21 protein-coding genes and 1 pseudogene are annotated in these 15,727 nt (G+C 41.7%); 17 read left to right on the top strand and 5 right to left on the bottom strand.

Annotated features, from left to right (window positions below):
• The first annotated feature begins 584 nt into the window (after nucleotides 1–584).
• The 15 genes and pseudogenes from RS881_RS07650 to RS881_RS07580 all read left to right on the top strand — a co-directional run bounded on the left by RS881_RS07650 (nucleotide 585) and on the right by RS881_RS07580 (nucleotide 10,657).
• Complete coding sequence (locus tag RS881_RS07650; RefSeq protein WP_315820528.1) at nucleotides 585–1,757, top strand: hypothetical protein; 1,173 nt, start codon at nucleotides 585–587, stop codon at nucleotides 1,755–1,757.
• A 145-nt stretch (nucleotides 1,758–1,902) separates the two neighbouring features.
• Nucleotides 1,903–2,160, top strand: coding sequence for a glycosyltransferase (locus tag RS881_RS59135; RefSeq protein WP_350340195.1), 258 nt, complete (start codon nucleotides 1,903–1,905; stop codon nucleotides 2,158–2,160).
• Nucleotides 2,161–2,404: 244 nt separating this feature from the next.
• Nucleotides 2,405–2,893, top strand: coding sequence for a glycosyltransferase (locus RS881_RS07645; protein ID WP_315820527.1), 489 nt, complete (start codon nucleotides 2,405–2,407; stop codon nucleotides 2,891–2,893).
• Between the two features lie 37 nt (nucleotides 2,894–2,930).
• Nucleotides 2,931–3,679: pseudogene (locus tag RS881_RS59130) on the top strand (WecB/TagA/CpsF family glycosyltransferase).
• A 1-nt stretch (nucleotide 3,680) separates the two neighbouring features.
• Nucleotides 3,681–4,871, top strand: a complete 1,191-nt coding sequence (locus RS881_RS07630; RefSeq protein WP_315820524.1) for an O-antigen ligase family protein — start codon at nucleotides 3,681–3,683, stop codon at nucleotides 4,869–4,871.
• Between the two features lie 334 nt (nucleotides 4,872–5,205).
• Nucleotides 5,206–5,493, top strand: a complete 288-nt coding sequence (locus RS881_RS07625; RefSeq protein WP_315820523.1) for a hypothetical protein — start codon at nucleotides 5,206–5,208, stop codon at nucleotides 5,491–5,493.
• Nucleotides 5,494–6,095: 602 nt separating this feature from the next.
• Nucleotides 6,096–6,518, top strand: coding sequence for a hypothetical protein (locus RS881_RS07620; RefSeq protein WP_315820522.1), 423 nt, complete (start codon nucleotides 6,096–6,098; stop codon nucleotides 6,516–6,518).
• The gene (locus RS881_RS07615; RefSeq protein WP_315820521.1) at nucleotides 6,503–7,270 is read left to right on the top strand and encodes a glycosyltransferase family 4 protein; all 768 of its coding nucleotides are present in this window, start codon (nucleotides 6,503–6,505) and stop codon (nucleotides 7,268–7,270) included. The genes RS881_RS07620 and RS881_RS07615 overlap by 16 nt, the downstream gene beginning before the upstream one ends.
• A gap of 143 nt (nucleotides 7,271–7,413) precedes the next feature.
• Complete coding sequence (locus RS881_RS07610; protein ID WP_315820520.1) at nucleotides 7,414–7,983, top strand: DUF1972 domain-containing protein; 570 nt, start codon at nucleotides 7,414–7,416, stop codon at nucleotides 7,981–7,983.
• On the top strand, nucleotides 7,947–8,306 hold the full coding sequence (locus tag RS881_RS07605) for a hypothetical protein (protein WP_315820519.1): 360 nt from the start codon (nucleotides 7,947–7,949) through the stop codon (nucleotides 8,304–8,306). The genes RS881_RS07610 and RS881_RS07605 overlap by 37 nt, the downstream gene beginning before the upstream one ends.
• A 21-nt stretch (nucleotides 8,307–8,327) precedes the next feature.
• Nucleotides 8,328–8,579, top strand: a complete 252-nt coding sequence (locus RS881_RS07600) for a hypothetical protein (RefSeq protein WP_315820518.1) — start codon at nucleotides 8,328–8,330, stop codon at nucleotides 8,577–8,579.
• Nucleotides 8,573–8,980 (top strand): ABC transporter transmembrane domain-containing protein, encoded by a 408-nt coding sequence (locus tag RS881_RS07595; RefSeq protein ID WP_315820517.1) that lies wholly within the window; start codon nucleotides 8,573–8,575, stop codon nucleotides 8,978–8,980. The genes RS881_RS07600 and RS881_RS07595 overlap by 7 nt, the downstream gene beginning before the upstream one ends.
• A 255-nt stretch (nucleotides 8,981–9,235) precedes the next feature.
• The gene (locus tag RS881_RS07590) at nucleotides 9,236–9,814 is read left to right on the top strand and encodes an ATP-binding cassette domain-containing protein (protein WP_315820516.1); all 579 of its coding nucleotides are present in this window, start codon (nucleotides 9,236–9,238) and stop codon (nucleotides 9,812–9,814) included.
• Nucleotides 9,815–9,915: 101 nt separating this feature from the next.
• Nucleotides 9,916–10,116: a hypothetical protein gene (locus tag RS881_RS07585; protein ID WP_315820515.1), complete on the top strand. Its 201-nt coding sequence runs from the start codon at nucleotides 9,916–9,918 to the stop codon at nucleotides 10,114–10,116.
• A 220-nt stretch (nucleotides 10,117–10,336) separates the two neighbouring features.
• The gene (locus RS881_RS07580; protein ID WP_315820514.1) at nucleotides 10,337–10,657 is read left to right on the top strand and encodes a hypothetical protein; all 321 of its coding nucleotides are present in this window, start codon (nucleotides 10,337–10,339) and stop codon (nucleotides 10,655–10,657) included.
• A 1-nt stretch (nucleotide 10,658) separates the two neighbouring features.
• Here the strand turns inward: RS881_RS07580 and RS881_RS07575 are convergent, their stop codons facing one another.
• Both RS881_RS07575 and RS881_RS59125 read right to left on the bottom strand, forming a co-directional pair.
• Entirely contained in the window at nucleotides 10,659–10,925 is a 267-nt protein-coding gene (locus tag RS881_RS07575; protein ID WP_315824391.1) for a DUF2721 domain-containing protein, read from the bottom strand.
• A complete protein-coding gene (locus tag RS881_RS59125; protein ID WP_350340194.1) occupies nucleotides 10,925–11,056 on the bottom strand; it encodes a DUF2721 domain-containing protein in 132 nt (43 codons plus the stop codon). Before RS881_RS59125 ends, RS881_RS07575 begins: the two co-directional genes overlap by 1 nt.
• A 240-nt stretch (nucleotides 11,057–11,296) precedes the next feature.
• On the opposite strand from RS881_RS59125, the gene RS881_RS07570 reads away from it, so the two are divergent.
• Complete coding sequence (locus RS881_RS07570; RefSeq protein ID WP_315820513.1) at nucleotides 11,297–11,776, top strand: hypothetical protein; 480 nt, start codon at nucleotides 11,297–11,299, stop codon at nucleotides 11,774–11,776.
• Nucleotides 11,777–11,838: 62 nt separating this feature from the next.
• On the top strand, nucleotides 11,839–12,105 hold the full coding sequence (locus tag RS881_RS07565; RefSeq protein WP_315820512.1) for a hypothetical protein: 267 nt from the start codon (nucleotides 11,839–11,841) through the stop codon (nucleotides 12,103–12,105).
• A gap of 628 nt (nucleotides 12,106–12,733) precedes the next feature.
• Here RS881_RS07565 and RS881_RS07560 read toward each other — a convergent pair.
• The 3 genes from RS881_RS07560 to RS881_RS07550 form a co-directional block, all read right to left on the bottom strand.
• Nucleotides 12,734–14,113, bottom strand: coding sequence for a TonB-dependent receptor domain-containing protein (locus RS881_RS07560; RefSeq protein WP_315820511.1), 1,380 nt, complete (start codon nucleotides 14,111–14,113; stop codon nucleotides 12,734–12,736).
• A gap of 103 nt (nucleotides 14,114–14,216) precedes the next feature.
• Nucleotides 14,217–14,750 (bottom strand): TonB-dependent receptor plug domain-containing protein, encoded by a 534-nt coding sequence (locus RS881_RS07555; protein ID WP_315820510.1) that lies wholly within the window; start codon nucleotides 14,748–14,750, stop codon nucleotides 14,217–14,219.
• 50 nt (nucleotides 14,751–14,800) lie between these two features.
• Nucleotides 14,801–15,169 carry a carboxypeptidase-like regulatory domain-containing protein gene (locus RS881_RS07550; RefSeq protein ID WP_315820509.1) on the bottom strand — a complete coding sequence of 123 codons (369 nt, stop codon included), beginning with the start codon at nucleotides 15,167–15,169 and terminating at the stop codon, nucleotides 14,801–14,803.
• Nucleotides 15,170–15,727: the final 558 nt, after the last annotated feature.

The following is a 15,727-nucleotide window of genomic DNA, read 5'->3' as shown; positions in this document are numbered from 1 at the left end:
CAGGCAGGTTATTGGATTTTGGATGTGGTCAAAAACCCTTTGAAAATCTATTCACTGTATCAGAATACATTGGCCTCGATATAGAACAAACCGGGCATGACCACAAGTATTCAAAGGTTGATTTTTATTACGATGGCAAGCATATTCCTTTCCCGAATGAAACCTTCGATTCAGTTTTTGTAGCGAAGTAATAGAGCATGTATTCAATCCGGACGAAATACTGCCGGAAATAAATCGTGTATTGAAAAAGATGCGCTGGCCCTGATAACCGTCCCATTTTGCTGGAATGAACATGAAGTTCCGTTTGATTATGCCCGCTATAGTTCTTTTGGAATTACAAGCCTACTTAATAAGAATGGCTTTGAAGTGATAGAACTCAAGAAAAGTGGCTCCTTTGTCCGGGTAATCTTCCAGCTTTGGGCTTTATACTTTTTCGAATTATTTAAAAAGTGTGGGCGCGTTGGATATGCTTTATCCCTGCTATTTATTATTCCTATAAACATCTTCGGCAGTATCCTTATTCCATTATTCCCATCCAATCATACATTATATTTTAACAACATAATACTGGCAAAGAAAGTGTCATGATAAAAAAATCTATCATAGCACATGGTATTTTATCACTCGCCTTATGCTATATACTATGGCCCTGGTTCCTGGAAAAAAAGCTCCTGTTCAATGAACTGCTTTCTGCAATAGGCCTTTTTCTATTAATATATAAAAGGTTTCGTATTGGGAATGACACCATTAGCCTTTGCATGTTGTTTTTATTACTGTGGGGGATTCATGCTGTAGTATCCCTCCTGCGGATGGATACTTTTTATTTCTACCTGAGAAATATGGTTATTGTCTATTCAATGATGTGCTTTTTCATTGGATTTTATTGCTACAAATATCTCAGTAGTTTTCTTACGAAAACAAGGCCAACGCTTCGCAAACTGTCACTGCTGATTTTTATTCCCTTGCCTCGTCTTTTGCTGGAACGTTTTAATATGACAGTCGTTTTTCCAGCTCTATTTGGCAAGGCCAACAAGCGTTGGGTACCGCTGCTATTACTCGTACTGACCACTATTTATGGGTTCGTTTATGATGCATTTACCACACTTGTATTAACAGGTTTTTATCTCTTCCTCTTTGTTTCACCAGGCTACAAATTTTTCAAACAAACAGTATTGACCGGCCTCCTTGGCTTCACAATCATATTCATTTACCTGCAGCCTTATCTGGCCATTATCACCCATAACTTCGATCCGCATTCCTATAATGCCATTTTTAATGTCATGAAATCTCACCCCATACTGGCCCTGGATGGAAACAGTACGTGGAGATTAATATTATGGAAACAGGTGATCGTCGATAATTTCCCAGGCAATCTTTTCGGCTATGGTTTTGGAACGCCTCTAATTCACTATTACCCTGTTGAGGACTTTAGTAAGTTGTCGACACTTCCCTACATAATAGGAGCACACAACTCATTTGTATATCTGTTTGGCCGGTTAGGGATTGTTTATGCCATTCTTATTGTACTTATTTACAGGACAATATTCAGGGAATATTTCTACTATAAAAGTTACTACTATAGCAACAACGAAATATTTGTTTTCTGGAGCTTTTTCGCCACAACCGTTATTGCGCTTTTTAATCCAGTGCTCGAATCACCCATTTACTCTGGTGGGTATTGGCTGCTTTTAGGGCTTGTCGCCAAAGTTATCAGTAACCGGACCCATTTATCATTCAAAGCCTACGCCAACCCATGAGAATTTTATTCATCCATAACAAGTATCAACATCGTGGAGGCGAGGATGTAGCAGTCGAACAAGAAACCGCTATTCTGATAGAAAAAGGCCATATTGTCGAAACATTGATTTTTGACAATAAAACTCTTCCCGGCATGTTCAATAAATTAAAAGCCGGGGTTCAGGCTATTTACAATACCAGTTCGGCAAAAATGGTAAAAAATATGTCCAGGATTTCAAGCCCGATCTCATCCATGTACATAACCTATTCTTTGTAGCTTCGCCCGCCGTTTTATTCGCCGCCCATAAACTCCATATTCCCGTTATCATCACTTTGCATAATTACAGACTAATTTGCGCAAATGCTTTGTTGCTGCGAGAAAATCAGGTTTGCGAATTATGCGTATCCCAAAAATCCCTTTAGCTGGAATAAAGTATAAATGCTATCGCGATTCAACAGTGGAAAGTGCCTTGGTTACAACCATTACCAGCATACACAAATTATTGCACACCTGGCAAAATAAGGTAACCTCCTATATTGTTCTCAATGAGTTTTCGAAGTCCCGGTTACTTGACTCGTCATTGAACTTGCCAGCTAATAAATTCTTGATTAAGCCCAATTTTATTCCCGACCCCAGGAAGGACAGTGGCCAAGAGAAGGCTACTTTTTGTTCATTGGCAGGCTTTCCAGAGAAAAAGGTGGACATATCATGTTGGAAGCATTTGCAAATATGCCTCAGCACAATCTGCTAATTATTGGAGAGGGTCCAGAGAAGGAAGCATTGCAGTCAAAATACCACAACTGCTCTAATATTACCTTCATGGGTAGCATGCAATCCATGGATGTACTATCATTTTTGAAAAAAAGCCAGGCGCTCATATTTCCATCCATTTGGTATGAAGGATTACCATTTACAATTCTAGAAGCATTTGCAACGGGAACTCCTGTTATTGCTTCAAAACTAGGAAGCATGGAAAGTATGGTAAGCAACGGATATAACGGGTTTCATTTTCACAAATCGAATATTGAAGACTTACAGAAGAAAGTCACCCAATTTGCCGAACTCACCGATCCAGCTAAAAAGCATTATCAGCAAATGCCCGTAAGTCGTATCTGGAAAACTATCATCCGGAAGTCCATTATAGCTCAATTTTAAAATTTATAAAGACGCAATTAGCCAAATAAACAGTTAGATGTCCGAAAAACTTCAAATAATTAGCCTTAGCGTAAACCATATATCATTCAATGAGAGTTTGTCTACTGTTGTAGACTGGGGGCTTGCACATAAACCTTCCTTTGTGTGTTTTGCAAATGCACACATGACCATAGAGGCTTATAAAGACCCGTCATTCAATAACCAATTGAAGGATGCCGCTCTTCTATTGGCTGATGGCAAGCCCTTGTCCATTGCTTGCCAGTTGCTGTATAAAAAAAAGCAGGACCGTATAGCCGGAATGGACTTCATGCCCCGATCACTGGAAGCCCTTAATGAGGCAGGTGGCACTGTTTTCTTTTATGGATCTTCCCTGAAGTGCTTGCTACGCTTAAAACCAAAGTGGCCTCGCTCTACCCTAATCTGAAAATAGGTGGTGCCATATCTCCTCCCTTCGGAGTGACGCTAACACCACAGGAGCTACAGCATCACATTGACATGATCAACCAGTCCAGTTCGCATGTAGTGTATGTAGCCCTCGGGTGCCCAAAACAAGAAAAGTGGATGGCCAACAACTATAACAAAATAAATGCCGTATTACTTGGTATTGGCGGGGCACTCCCAGTATTGGCAGGCGTTCAGACACGCGCCCCCAAATGGATGCAGGATATGTCATTAGAATGGTTGTTCCGCCTCCTTCAGGAACCCCGCAGAATGTTCAGAAGGTATTTATATACCAATAGCTATTTCATCTGGTTATTAACAAAAGCATGGCTAAAAAAAGGATAATATGAAAAAGTGGCACCAACTAAGAGCATTCGTTCGGCAATATGAACAACCCATCTATACTTACCTATGTATAGGGATCGCCTATACTTTAGTCTTTTGGACACTACTCAATTCACTCCTTTGTATCGCCCTCGCGGGTTTCTGGCTATTGTTTGGCAGGAAGAATAAAGAGATTGCTGGCACAAGGAAAGGCTTCATACTACTTTTTACCTCTCTATACCTGATGGCTGTGGCAGGGCTGCTGTATACCACTAATATGAAAGAGGGGATGACCATACTACAGCAAAAATCGGCCTTATTACTTTTCCCAGTTATTTTTGGAACTACCCAATTTTTAACTTCACAAACAACAAGAGCAATTTTACTGCATTTCCTCATAGCTACCTCATTGGCTAGTGGAACTGGCTTTATTTACGGCTTGGTCAAAGCTATAATGTCAAGGAATATTAAAATGCTGACCAACGAAAACCTGATTCTTTTCCCAGACATTTATCCATACGTAATGGGTATATTTTGTTTGTTGTCAATAATAATATTATTTCAATTACTTCCCAGTTTTTCCAAGAACAAACAACGCTTACTCTATTTTCTTGCAATTTTCCTTTCCCTGATCATTATTCTACTTAGCATCCGCCTTGTTATAGCATGCTGGTTCATTATCATTCTGTTAATGACCTTCAAGAATTACATTAAAGGTCTTTATGCCCGTTTAGCTGTTATCCTCTTCCTGGTAGCTATATTGATCGGTTCATTCATCACGATTCCCTCCTTACAAGCCCAATGGAAAGACCTTAAAGACTTTTCAACCACTAACACCATACAACTGGATCAGGATGCATCTTTGGGTAAAAGCTGGGGAGGAAAAGCCATAAGGTTGGCCATCTGGAAGTGCAGCAAGGACCTGATCCAAAAACATTGGTTGGCAGGCGTAGGCACGGGCGATGTGCAAGATAGCCTTCAGGTAGCCTATGAAGATCGCCAGTTCTATTTTGCATCAAGATATAACCGGTACAATACACATAATCAATATCTTCAGGCATGGTTAACGAATGGGATAGTGGGACTGGTGCTATTAATTCTTTGCATCTTTATTCCTTTTACATTTTATAAAAAAAGACATTTGACAAAATGTATTTCCTCTTTCTTTTTTATTTTGCGCCATCTGCTTTACAGAAGCCACTTTAGAAGCTAATAAAGGGATCATATGGTACTCCTTTTTTAATTCGATACTTGCATTCAGCGACCCTTTGGACAGCTGATCATATTAAAACATTTAAACAATTACCTTAAAAGACAACCCATATTATGGAAGAAAAACAGCCCGCTTCATCACCGGAAATTGATCTAGCTTATTTTTTTCAACCGCTGAAAAGAGGATTAAAAACAATAAGGAAATGGATCAACAATTACTATTTCCGAATCACTAATAATGGATTACTCTTTTTAGCATTATTATTTTAATTTCTGGTGCGGCCTACTCGTTGCGTTACTTTATGAAGCCTTCCTACAAAACTGAAGGCATATTTATGTCAAGGGTATTACCTGGCAAGTATTGCAAAATTTTAATCGAAAACCTCAACGATTTAAAAGGTAGTGCAAATCTCCCATTATTAGCCCAGAAGCTACAAATCAGTCAGGAAGCTGTTAGCAGCATCAATAGTATCAAACTTGATCCGGTACAGGATACAATTGCAATTGATAAAAATGATACCTCCATGTCTATTTTCACAATTGAATTGATACTCAACAATATGGGATACATTGATTCTGCTCAAAAGGAATCGTTTATTACCTCGAGAATATTCCTTATGTAATTAGACGTAAAGAAGCTAAAATTCAAACCTTACAGTCCTTCAAAGCTTCTCTTGATACAAAATTGAAAAGCCTTGACAGCTTGCAAGGCATTGTATCCCAAAGCATAATACCACGCAGCCAAGGACAGGGAATCATATTAGGTGAACCCATTAATCCTGTTTCGATTTACCAGGCAGAGGTATCCTATATCAGGGAGCAATTGGATATCGACCAAAACCTGAAGTTAATGGATAACATCGAAGTCATACAACCCTTCTTAAGGCTCAACAAAACCAACTATCCAAACTATGGCCAGATGTTTATCTACGGCTTCCTGCTCTCCCTGCTTGCAACATTGATAATTACCCCTGTTTTTGGGAAAAACCTAAATCTTAGTTTTCTACTCGTTTAGCATGCCAGCTTAGTTAAAATCAGTCTGTAGTAAAGGTTGCCCCTAGTAAGTTTGTACTATAGGCAACCTTTGTTTATTTTATTGCGAATAGGAGGAATGTAGCGTTATGAATGTAGCCATCATCACCCGTTCCACACTATTCAACTCCCTGGGGGAGATACTATCCAGGCGATCAATATTGCCAGGCACCTGAAGCGTGCAGGTATTTCGGTGGATATTAAGCCTACTAATAGTCCTATAGATTATGCCAGGTACGATCTACTGCACTTCTTTAATCTCACCCGGCCTGCAGATACCCTAATCCATCTTTCAAAAACCACCATCCCTTGTATCCTGTCACCAATATGGATCGACTACAGCCTGTACGATAAAAGCTACCGTCATGGTATTGCAGGAATTCTCTTTAAACTTCTATCAGCCAATAAAGTAGAATATAGTAAACGGATTGCCCGATGGCTATTTCTAAAGGAGCAGTTCCCTGGTTGGTCCTACCTATGGAGGGGACAAAAGAAAAGCATAGAGCATATCCTGGCTCAAACCACTTTTATACTGCCGAACTCTGCTCTTGAGTATAATCGACTGGCAGAGCACCATCATCATCTCCCCCTCATTTCATTGTGCCCAATGGCATAGATTCAAAGTTGTTTTTCTTTAACGACCATATCCCCAAAGATCCACTACTTGTTCTTTGTGTTGCCAGAGTGGAGGGACTTAAAAATCAACAAAACCTCATAAAGGCCCTAAATAATACCCATTATAAATTGGTGATCATCGGTGCGGCCGCTCCAAATCAAAGTCAGTATTATAACAATTCCCGTAAACTGGCAGCCCCAAACATTACTTTTATCGACTACCTGCCCCAAGAGGAATTAGCATCCTATTATCAGAAAGCCAAAGTACATATACTACCCAGTTGGTTCGAAACCTGCGGTCTGTCTTCACTGGAAGCTGCCGCCATGGGATGCAACATTGTCATTACTGATAAAGGATACACCCGGGAATACTTTGAAGATTACGCCTTTTATTGCGATCCTGCGTCCCCAGAATCCATCCGGCGGGCCATTGACCAGGCAGCCAATGCTCCATATCCAGATCAACTTGGAGATAAGATATTAAACAACTATACCTGGCAGCAAGCGGCAGAAAAACCCTTACAGCTTATAAACTGGTACTGCAAAAAAATGAACCTACGCATTGGTATATTAGGTACACGAGGCATTCCCAATAATTATGGTGGGTTTGAATATTTTGCAGAACACCTGTCACAGGGATTGGTAAAAAGGGCCATGAAGTATATGTTTATTGCTCGCATAATCACCCCAACCAGCAATCGAATTGGAATGGCGTACATATTTTACACTGCTATGATCCCGAGCATTTATTAGGCACTTCCGGTCAATTTATCTATGATCTTAACTGTATTGTTGATGCCAGGAAACGAAACTATGATGTATTATTATTCCTTGGCTATACCAGTAGTGCCATATGGGGGCCATTATACCCTTCCAACACAACCATTATATCTAATATGGATGGATTGGAATGGAAGCGTACCAAATACCCACCTGCTATACAGCGATTTCTCCATTATTCAGAAAAGCTAGCCATCAAATACAGTGATTTCTTTGTGGCAGATTCAATTTACATACAAACCTACCTGAAGGAGAAATATCAGGTAAACCCAACCTATATTGCCTATGGTGCAACTGTCTTCAATATGCCCGATGCAACTCTTTTGTTGAACTATGACCTCCATTCTAAAGGTTACAACATGCTGATGGCCCGTATGGAACCGGAAAACAATATTGAAATGATCCTTGATGGATATCATCTTTCACAATCACCACGTGATTTTATTGTGATAGGCAATACCAATAATAAGTTTGGAAGCTACCTTATAAAAAAATTCAGCGCCGACAAAGGATACGTTTCCTTGGTTCTGTATATAACCAACAACACATTAATAACCTCATATACTTCTCCAATCTTTATTTTCATGGGCACTCCGTTGGGGGCACTAATCCTTCTCTACTGGAAGCCATGGGCAGCCAGGCACTCATTGTGGCACAGGACAATGTTTTTAACAAAGCTGTTTTAGAGGAGCATGGTTACTATTTTAGCACAGCCACAGAAGTAAAACAATATGCCGAAACATTATCAAAAGACCCAGCTGCTGCCAGTCGCCTAATTGCTAATAGCCTGAAAATAGAACAATTATACAATTGGGATAAGATCATCAATGCCTACCAATCATTGTTCACGCGTTGCTACCTTGAAAAAAACTATCGCGTTCCGTCTGTTCTGCTATCCGGCCTTCCAAGCATCCAGGATGATTTGTTGATTTCATACTGCCATCTTGCCATTTTTAACGAAATTGTACGGAATTTGAACATTCCTAGACCATTTCCGGTTAATTCCTAATTCCCCAAGTAATAGTTAGCTATGAAAATATTAATAAATTATCTCAAGCCATATAAATGGCTGGTTTTCCTTGTATTACTATTGGCTGCCATTAATATTGGCTTCTCTCTCCTGGATCCCATCATCTTCGGTAAACTGGTCAATTTTGCTACCTATTATAAAGACCAGACCCAAACCAGCACCAATACATTTAACTGGCATAGGTTCCTGTTCAACAATAACCCCTGGGGGTCGTTCCCCTGTTACTGGCCTCCATCTCTGTGGCCATGGTGAGCCGGATAGCCAAAAGTTTCCAGGACTATTTCATGACCGTCGTTGTACAAAAGTTTGGAGCCAAAGTATTTACAGATGGCCTTAAGCAGGCCATGGGCCTCCCTTACCAGGAATTTGAAGACCAGCGCAGCGGTGAAACCCTTTCTGTACTTACCAAAGTAAGGGCCGATACCGAAAAATTCATTGGTTACTTTGTCAATATCCTCTTTACAGTAGTAGTGGGCATCGTCGTGGTATCCGTATTTGCCGCAAGGATACACTGGTCACTTCCCTTAGTATACTTTGGAGGAATTGGCGTACTTATGTTCATATCTAACCTGCTAAGCAAAAGGTCAAAACCATCCAAAAAAGCATTGTCAAAGAAACAACCTCTCTGGCTGGGGCTACTACTGAATCACTAAGGAATATTGAGCTGGTCAAAAGCCTGGGACTAACCGAACAGGAGGTAGGCCGCCTTAACCGCAATACCTATAAAATTCTGGGGCTGGAAGTAAAAAAGTAAAGCGCATCCGTAGTGTAGCTTTTGTACAAGGAACCTTTGTCAACACCCTGCGTCAGGTGATCCTTTTCATTATGATGTGGCTGGTTTTTAGAAAAGAAATGAATGGTGGCGAATTGGTAACCATGCAGATCTTCTCCTTTTCATCTTTGGCCCCTTGCAAGAAATAGGGAATATCATCCTCTCCTACCGCGAAGCTGAAGTATCCCTCAACAACTTTGAAAACCTGATGAAGAAGCAGCCCGAACCAGAGCCTGCAGAGCCTAAACACCTGGGCCATATACAAACACTCGAATTCCAGTTTGTGGGCTTCAAACATCAAACGGCTCAACAGAAAGCCATCGACAATATAAACTTCTCTGCCAAAACGGGAGAAACCATTGCTTTTGTTGGCCCTTCCGGCTCAGGCAAAACCACCCTGATGAAATTATTGGTAGGCCTATATCGCCCCCAGGAAGGTAAAATACTATATAACGGCATTGATGAAACAGCCATCAAGTATGATGACCTGCGCAGCCAGATAGGTTTTGTAACCCAGGATACCCAATTATTTTCCGGTACTATCAAAGAAAATCTACTGTTTGTTAATCCCGCTGCTTCTGACGATGACCTGCTGGATGCTTTGCAGAAAGCCGCTTGTACCAACCTCCTGGCCCGGGCCGAAAAAGGAATAGATACCATGATCGGAGAAGGGGGCTTAAGCTATCAGGGGGCGAAAAACAGCGTTTATCCATAGCCAGGGCCCTCTTACGCAAACCTCACCTCCTCATATTTGATGAGGCTACCTCTTCCCTTGATTCACTCACCGAAGAGGAGATCACCAATACCATCAAACAGGTGTCTTCACAACGTAATCAGATCACTGTCCTCATTGCACACCGCCTATCTACTATCATGCATGCCGACCGCATCTTTGTTTTGGAAAAAGGGGATATTGTAGAAACGGGTACCCATGAAGAATTGCTGGAAGACAAAGGCCTTTATTATGCCATGTGGCGTCAGCAGATCGGAGAAAGAAAGAAAACGCTGGCAGCTTAACTGTTTAGCTCATCATTGTCAGTTTGGTTTATTCCCGCTGCAAAGCGGGCGGGGTTTGTCATGCCTTGCAACTGGTAACAGATAGCGTATCTTTGCTGCCATGCCAGCATCATCCAAACCAAATTATTTCTGGAGCATTTTTACCATGAAATGCCCTCGTTGCCGCAGGGGACTCATGTTCAACAACAACAATCCATGGAGGCTCAAGAAAGTCTTTGATATGCCCGAAAGCTGCCCCGAATGCAAACAACCCTATGAGTTGGAACCAGGCTTTTGGTATGGAACGGCCTATGTGAGCTATGCACTCTCCGTAGCGCTTTCGGTAACCACATTCGTAGCCTGGTATGTCCTCATTGGCATGTCCACTACCGATAATCGTTTTTCTTCTGGCTGGGCATCAACGTATTCCTCCTTATTTTTCTACAGCCCTGGCTCATGCGCCTCAGCAGGGTCATCTACCTGTACTTTTTTGTACAATATGATCCTGATTATAAGGGCAAGACCACAGAAAAAATACCCAACAATAACTTATTACCAATAATTTACTCCTGCTCCCTGCCATCCCGTACCCCCAAAATATTGGTAAAGAAATTAACCCTGGTTTCTTTTTCCATATCACTTAATTCAAGTTCCAGTGCTTTTGTACTGAGGAAAATTTCCAACAATGATATGATCAGGGAAGCCATAAATGCAGCTGTGCTAATAGCGAAAATGATATAACTGGCATCCGTCCAATTCCTGAAAATACAATACATACAAACTACACAAAATAGGAAACTGATCACGCCCAGGGCCTGCATGGAACGGATTAACCTGATCCTTGTCCGGAGATTGCGTATTTGTTGAACGATATGTTTCTGATCAGGGTCTTTTTATATTTATCGTGCAGATTACGGATCAAACTTGCCAAAGCCAGGAACCGGTTCGTATAGGCCAGCATTAATAGAGATATAGCAGGGAATAACAAAGCAGGGGTTGTAATGGATAACTCCATGTCCATATTTTGCTACTAAAATACAATCTTAGCTGCAAAACAGGACGGTAATTCATAATACAGCCCCTGTAATTCCGTTTTACCTTCGCTGAAAAACAGCCTCAAATGAAATGATAAACACTTAATTTACATAAGAATCAATTCTCATTGAACAAATACCTACTTCTTGTTGCAATTGGAGGGTTCATGATTGACCTGCTGGCATTCTATCCTGGTTTTATGTACATAGATACAGTAGATCAATACACACAAGCCATTACCTTCAGGTATACCGATTGGCATCCGCCTGTTATGGCTGGTTTCTGGAGCCTGCTAAATTTCATACATAAAGGCCCCCAGGTAATGTTGATATTCCAGCTATTACTCCTTTGGAGCAGTTTTTACCTGATAGCCACCACCTGGTGCAAAAAGCGAGTGCCCTTAATTTGCCTGCTGGTATTATTCGGCTGCGCACCTTATATACAAAACTTTGCAGGCCTTATCGTAAAAGATGCTCAAATGGCCTTGTGCTGGCTATTGGCTGTAGCCATCATGCTCCGGGCTATTTATTACAAAAGGAAAATGACTGCCTGGGAAGCAACTTTTACTTTTTTACTCCTCACTTATGGCACTATGGTACGCATCAATGCATTGCCTGGCGCCATCCCCTTTATTACCTATGGGTAGAGGATATTTATGACGGTTCCATTACCCGCAAAGCAGGATTACTGGCACTGGTTTTAACTGGCTTGCTCATTGCCAATTTATCCATCAATAAGTTTGTATTGAAACCACAACGATCTTATGCCGAATATAAATTAATGGCCCACGATATAGCCGGCATTTATGTCGCTACAGGCAAATCCTATTTCCCGGCATTTATTACCCGGCATCCGGGGTTTGATTCCAATTATATTAGCAGCCATTTTACCACCGCTACCCTCGATAATATCTGGTGGAACAATGAACATAAGAAGATCTTCCCCCTCTCAATGAACAAACCCGGAAAGAATTAATAAAGGCCTGGAAAAAGAGCCTTCATGAAAACACCTTTACCTACCTTAAAAACCGGTCTGATGGGTTCCTATACTATTTACAGATCAAACAAAGACCAGATACCACCTTTTACTATTATTACCCCTACATATATCACAATGATTACGGATTTAGCTTGAAGAAAGGCTGGCTGTTTTCAACCATTTCTGGTTTGATTTCCGCCAACAAGAACATGCCCTACATGAAGCCCTGGTTTTGGCTACTCCTACCCTTCCTGCAATTGATCATTTCCCTACGCCTGCCATCTACCATTTTCAGGAAGGCAGGCCTTTGCCTTGCCATTTCAGCTTTACTATACCTGTTGCCACAATTTTTCATCTACCAGGCAGATACCGAGTTTAGATACTTTTACTGGTGTTGTATGGCCACCTCACTCCATACAGTACTTTTACTTACCAATTACTTTTCCCAAAAGCTGCCATTCATTTCCTATAGGCAACAAATAACAAAGGCCCGGCCTGCTTCAACCCGACAAAGCAAGCCATAAAAAACCCTCCGCAACAACGAAGGGCTTTCAAATCCTATGAAAATGGGTTAGTACTACCCATTTATAACGATCCGTTTTAAATATTATTATGTATTGCGTGATTACAGCCCGGTAAATGACAAGGGTACGTTCAGCTTGATACTAAAGTTCCTGCCCATATTGAACACCCCGGCGCGGCCTGTTACATTGTTTACAGCCGTGTATTTCAACCTGCTTAGGTGGTTTTGATAAGCCACGTCTGTAATATTATTAGCCGCAATATACAAGCTGAATAAAGTCTTCCCTTTACTGACAAATTCTCCACCCAGCCCCGCATTGAGCAGGCTATAACCCGATGTTTTCGTTTCTGTATTATAACCGATAAAGGGATTATTCTGTGCAAAGGTATTGTCCAGTTCCGCCTTTATATATACATGACGTACCACTTTTCCCTTGGCAGCAAATTCTGCTTTTACATCATTGATCAAACGGGCAGCGGGTATAAAAGGAAGGTTCTTACTGCCATCCTGCTCCTGACTCAAAGTACCCCGTACCACCGAAAAAGTGTTCTCAATATGCAGCCAATCCAGCGGGTGCGGGTGAATATCCAGGTTCACTTCTGCTCCATACAAACGCGCATTGTGCTGGTCAAAACGAAAAGCAAAAAACTCATCTGTTCCATCTACCACTAACGAATCTCCACCACCTTCCGATTGCAGCTTGCGGTAATAAATGAAATTCTTCACCGCATTGTAGAATATATTGGCCGCCAATGATACGTGTTCAGTATTCAACTCAATTCCCCCATCCACCTGGAAGCTCGTTTCTGACTTCAGGTCCTGCTCACCGTATTCATAACGATTAGTACCTTCATGGGCTCCATTACTGGCCAGCTCAGGAATGCTGGGCGCCCGGAAGCCACGGGCTATATTCAATTTAAAAGTGACTGCTTTACTCGCTTCATAGCTCAATCCTGCACTGCCCGATACGTTGGAGAAACTCTTTGTAAAGCCCTCGAACTTAACATCCCCGCCATCTTCCAGCTTTTTAGAATCCAACGAACGGTTATCAAATCGTACACCACCACTTAAAGTAAGGTTATTGATCCTTTTCTGCGTGTATACAAAACCGCCAATATCAAATAAGGAGTATTCAGGTATCAGTACCTCAGCCCCTTTATTCTTGTTGCTTTGCTGCATGCCATTCACCCCAATCGTGGTTTTCCAGTTGTCCTTCTCTGCAAAATGGTACTGCACATTGTAGTTGACCGTATTCAGGTCAAAATAAAGTTCTTTTTCTCCTGGGTCCAGTACATTGCCAAACTCCTGCCGCTGGTTACGTTGATAACCTACCAGCACCGTCAGCCGGTCTTTTCCTATATTAAAACTATTGTCTGTAGCAACCTTAAAATGCTGGATGCGCTGACGGGGTATAAATGGATCCGTTGAAGTAAAATCCTTGCCGCCAGCTATCACTTCTTCAGCCGCACCATTATTATCCACAGGCTTTAAAATTGACCCGTCGCATCGTCCCGCTCTCCTTCTACCAGCCCCACTCGTTGGTCAAAATTGCTCACATAGAGGTGGCTGAACCCCCACTGCTTATTCAACCCAATATAACCTCCAAAGTTGCGCTCATTGAATTTGGAGTTGAAAACATAACCATCATATTTGTTCTTATAATCTGCAGCTCCTTTATAAGAGCCATAGGCCCCCAAATAAAACCGTTGTGGTTGCCTCCAATATCGGCATGCATGCCCCGCTGCCTGTTATTCGTTTGATAAGTACCAAATACATTTCCCCGGATACTTCCTTCCGGAGCAGGCAAAATCGAAATGATATTCACAACCCCTGCCAGCGCATCACTACCGTACATCAGCGAGGCAGGTCCTTTTAGTATTTCGGCCTTCGTTACATTGTATTCGTCTATCTCAATGCCATGCTCATCACCCCATTGCTGTCCTTCCTGACGGATACCATCGTTTACCACCACTACCCGGTTATAACCCAGTCCCCGGATGGAAGGTTTTGAAATAGCAGGCCCTGTTGAAATTTGAGCAACCCCTGGTGTTTTGCTCAAGGCATCGATCAGGTTGGTGCTTACTCCGCGCAACAATTCTTCCTTTTTCAGGATGTTCACCGGTACAGGCGTTCTCCGTACCGAAGTGGCAGATGATACACCGGTAACCGTTACAGCTTCATTTTCAGCATAAGAGCGCGAAAGCGCAAAATCCTTTCCGTATTGCCATTCAGTGTTATTGATTCAACAATGGAAGCATATCCTGCAAAACTTACTTCTACCAGGTATTTACCAGAAGGAATATTCTGAAGTTTGAATACCCCCTGTTGGTTCGTAGTACCCCCTACTTTAACATCAGGAAAAAGGATCGAGGCACCAGCCAAAATTTCACCTGTCTTAGCATCCGTTACTTTTCCGGTAAAGAATACATTCAACACTACATTATTTGGGGTAGGGGCAGTATGCAGGGCAGCGGATTGCGCCCGGGCACCCAGGCAGCTTGTTATAACCAGGACTATATAAATAGAAAGCTGTTTCATAGTTTGTTTTATCAGTCAATATAGAAATCGTAGATACCGTTACCGGTAAATGCCAATCGTTCCACCAGCCATGATAGCTGATGAATTACATGATATTAACAAACAGCGGGAGGGCCTCGTAAGGAGTAAGAGAATAAGGTAGTTGAATGAACCTGACTGGAAAAGGAGCAAGGTACTACGGTATGGTCCTGATGAAATACCAGGTTAATGCGAGTGCTTTCGGCCGTAAAGGGCGATTCTGCTACCAGGTTCTGGCATTCACAATTAAACCCTGTTTTGCCAACTTGCGTCAGGGTCGATTTTGCCTGCGTACTTATCCCGTCTGTATGACTAACGATCCAGTCATGCAGCACTTTTTTGGGCATATTACTGAAAGCAAAAAGCACCAGTAATATACCTGCCAGTGAACGTCTTAATATGGGATGTTGAAGGCTCAATCTTATTGCTACTGCGTTGCAAATTAAAGCAATTACTGTACAACAAGCATATTATTTTCCTAATGAATGGTTATCGGTACCCTAACCAGCTACCAAACAATTCGTTATAGTAACCAGGAGG

It is taken from the genome of Paraflavitalea speifideaquila (assembly GCF_032395985.1).
Taxonomy (GTDB): Bacteria; Bacteroidota; Bacteroidia; order Chitinophagales; family Chitinophagaceae; genus Paraflavitalea; species Paraflavitalea speifideaquila.
Note: the sequence above shows the minus strand (reverse complement) of the source record. Positions and strands in the feature narration are given on the sequence as shown.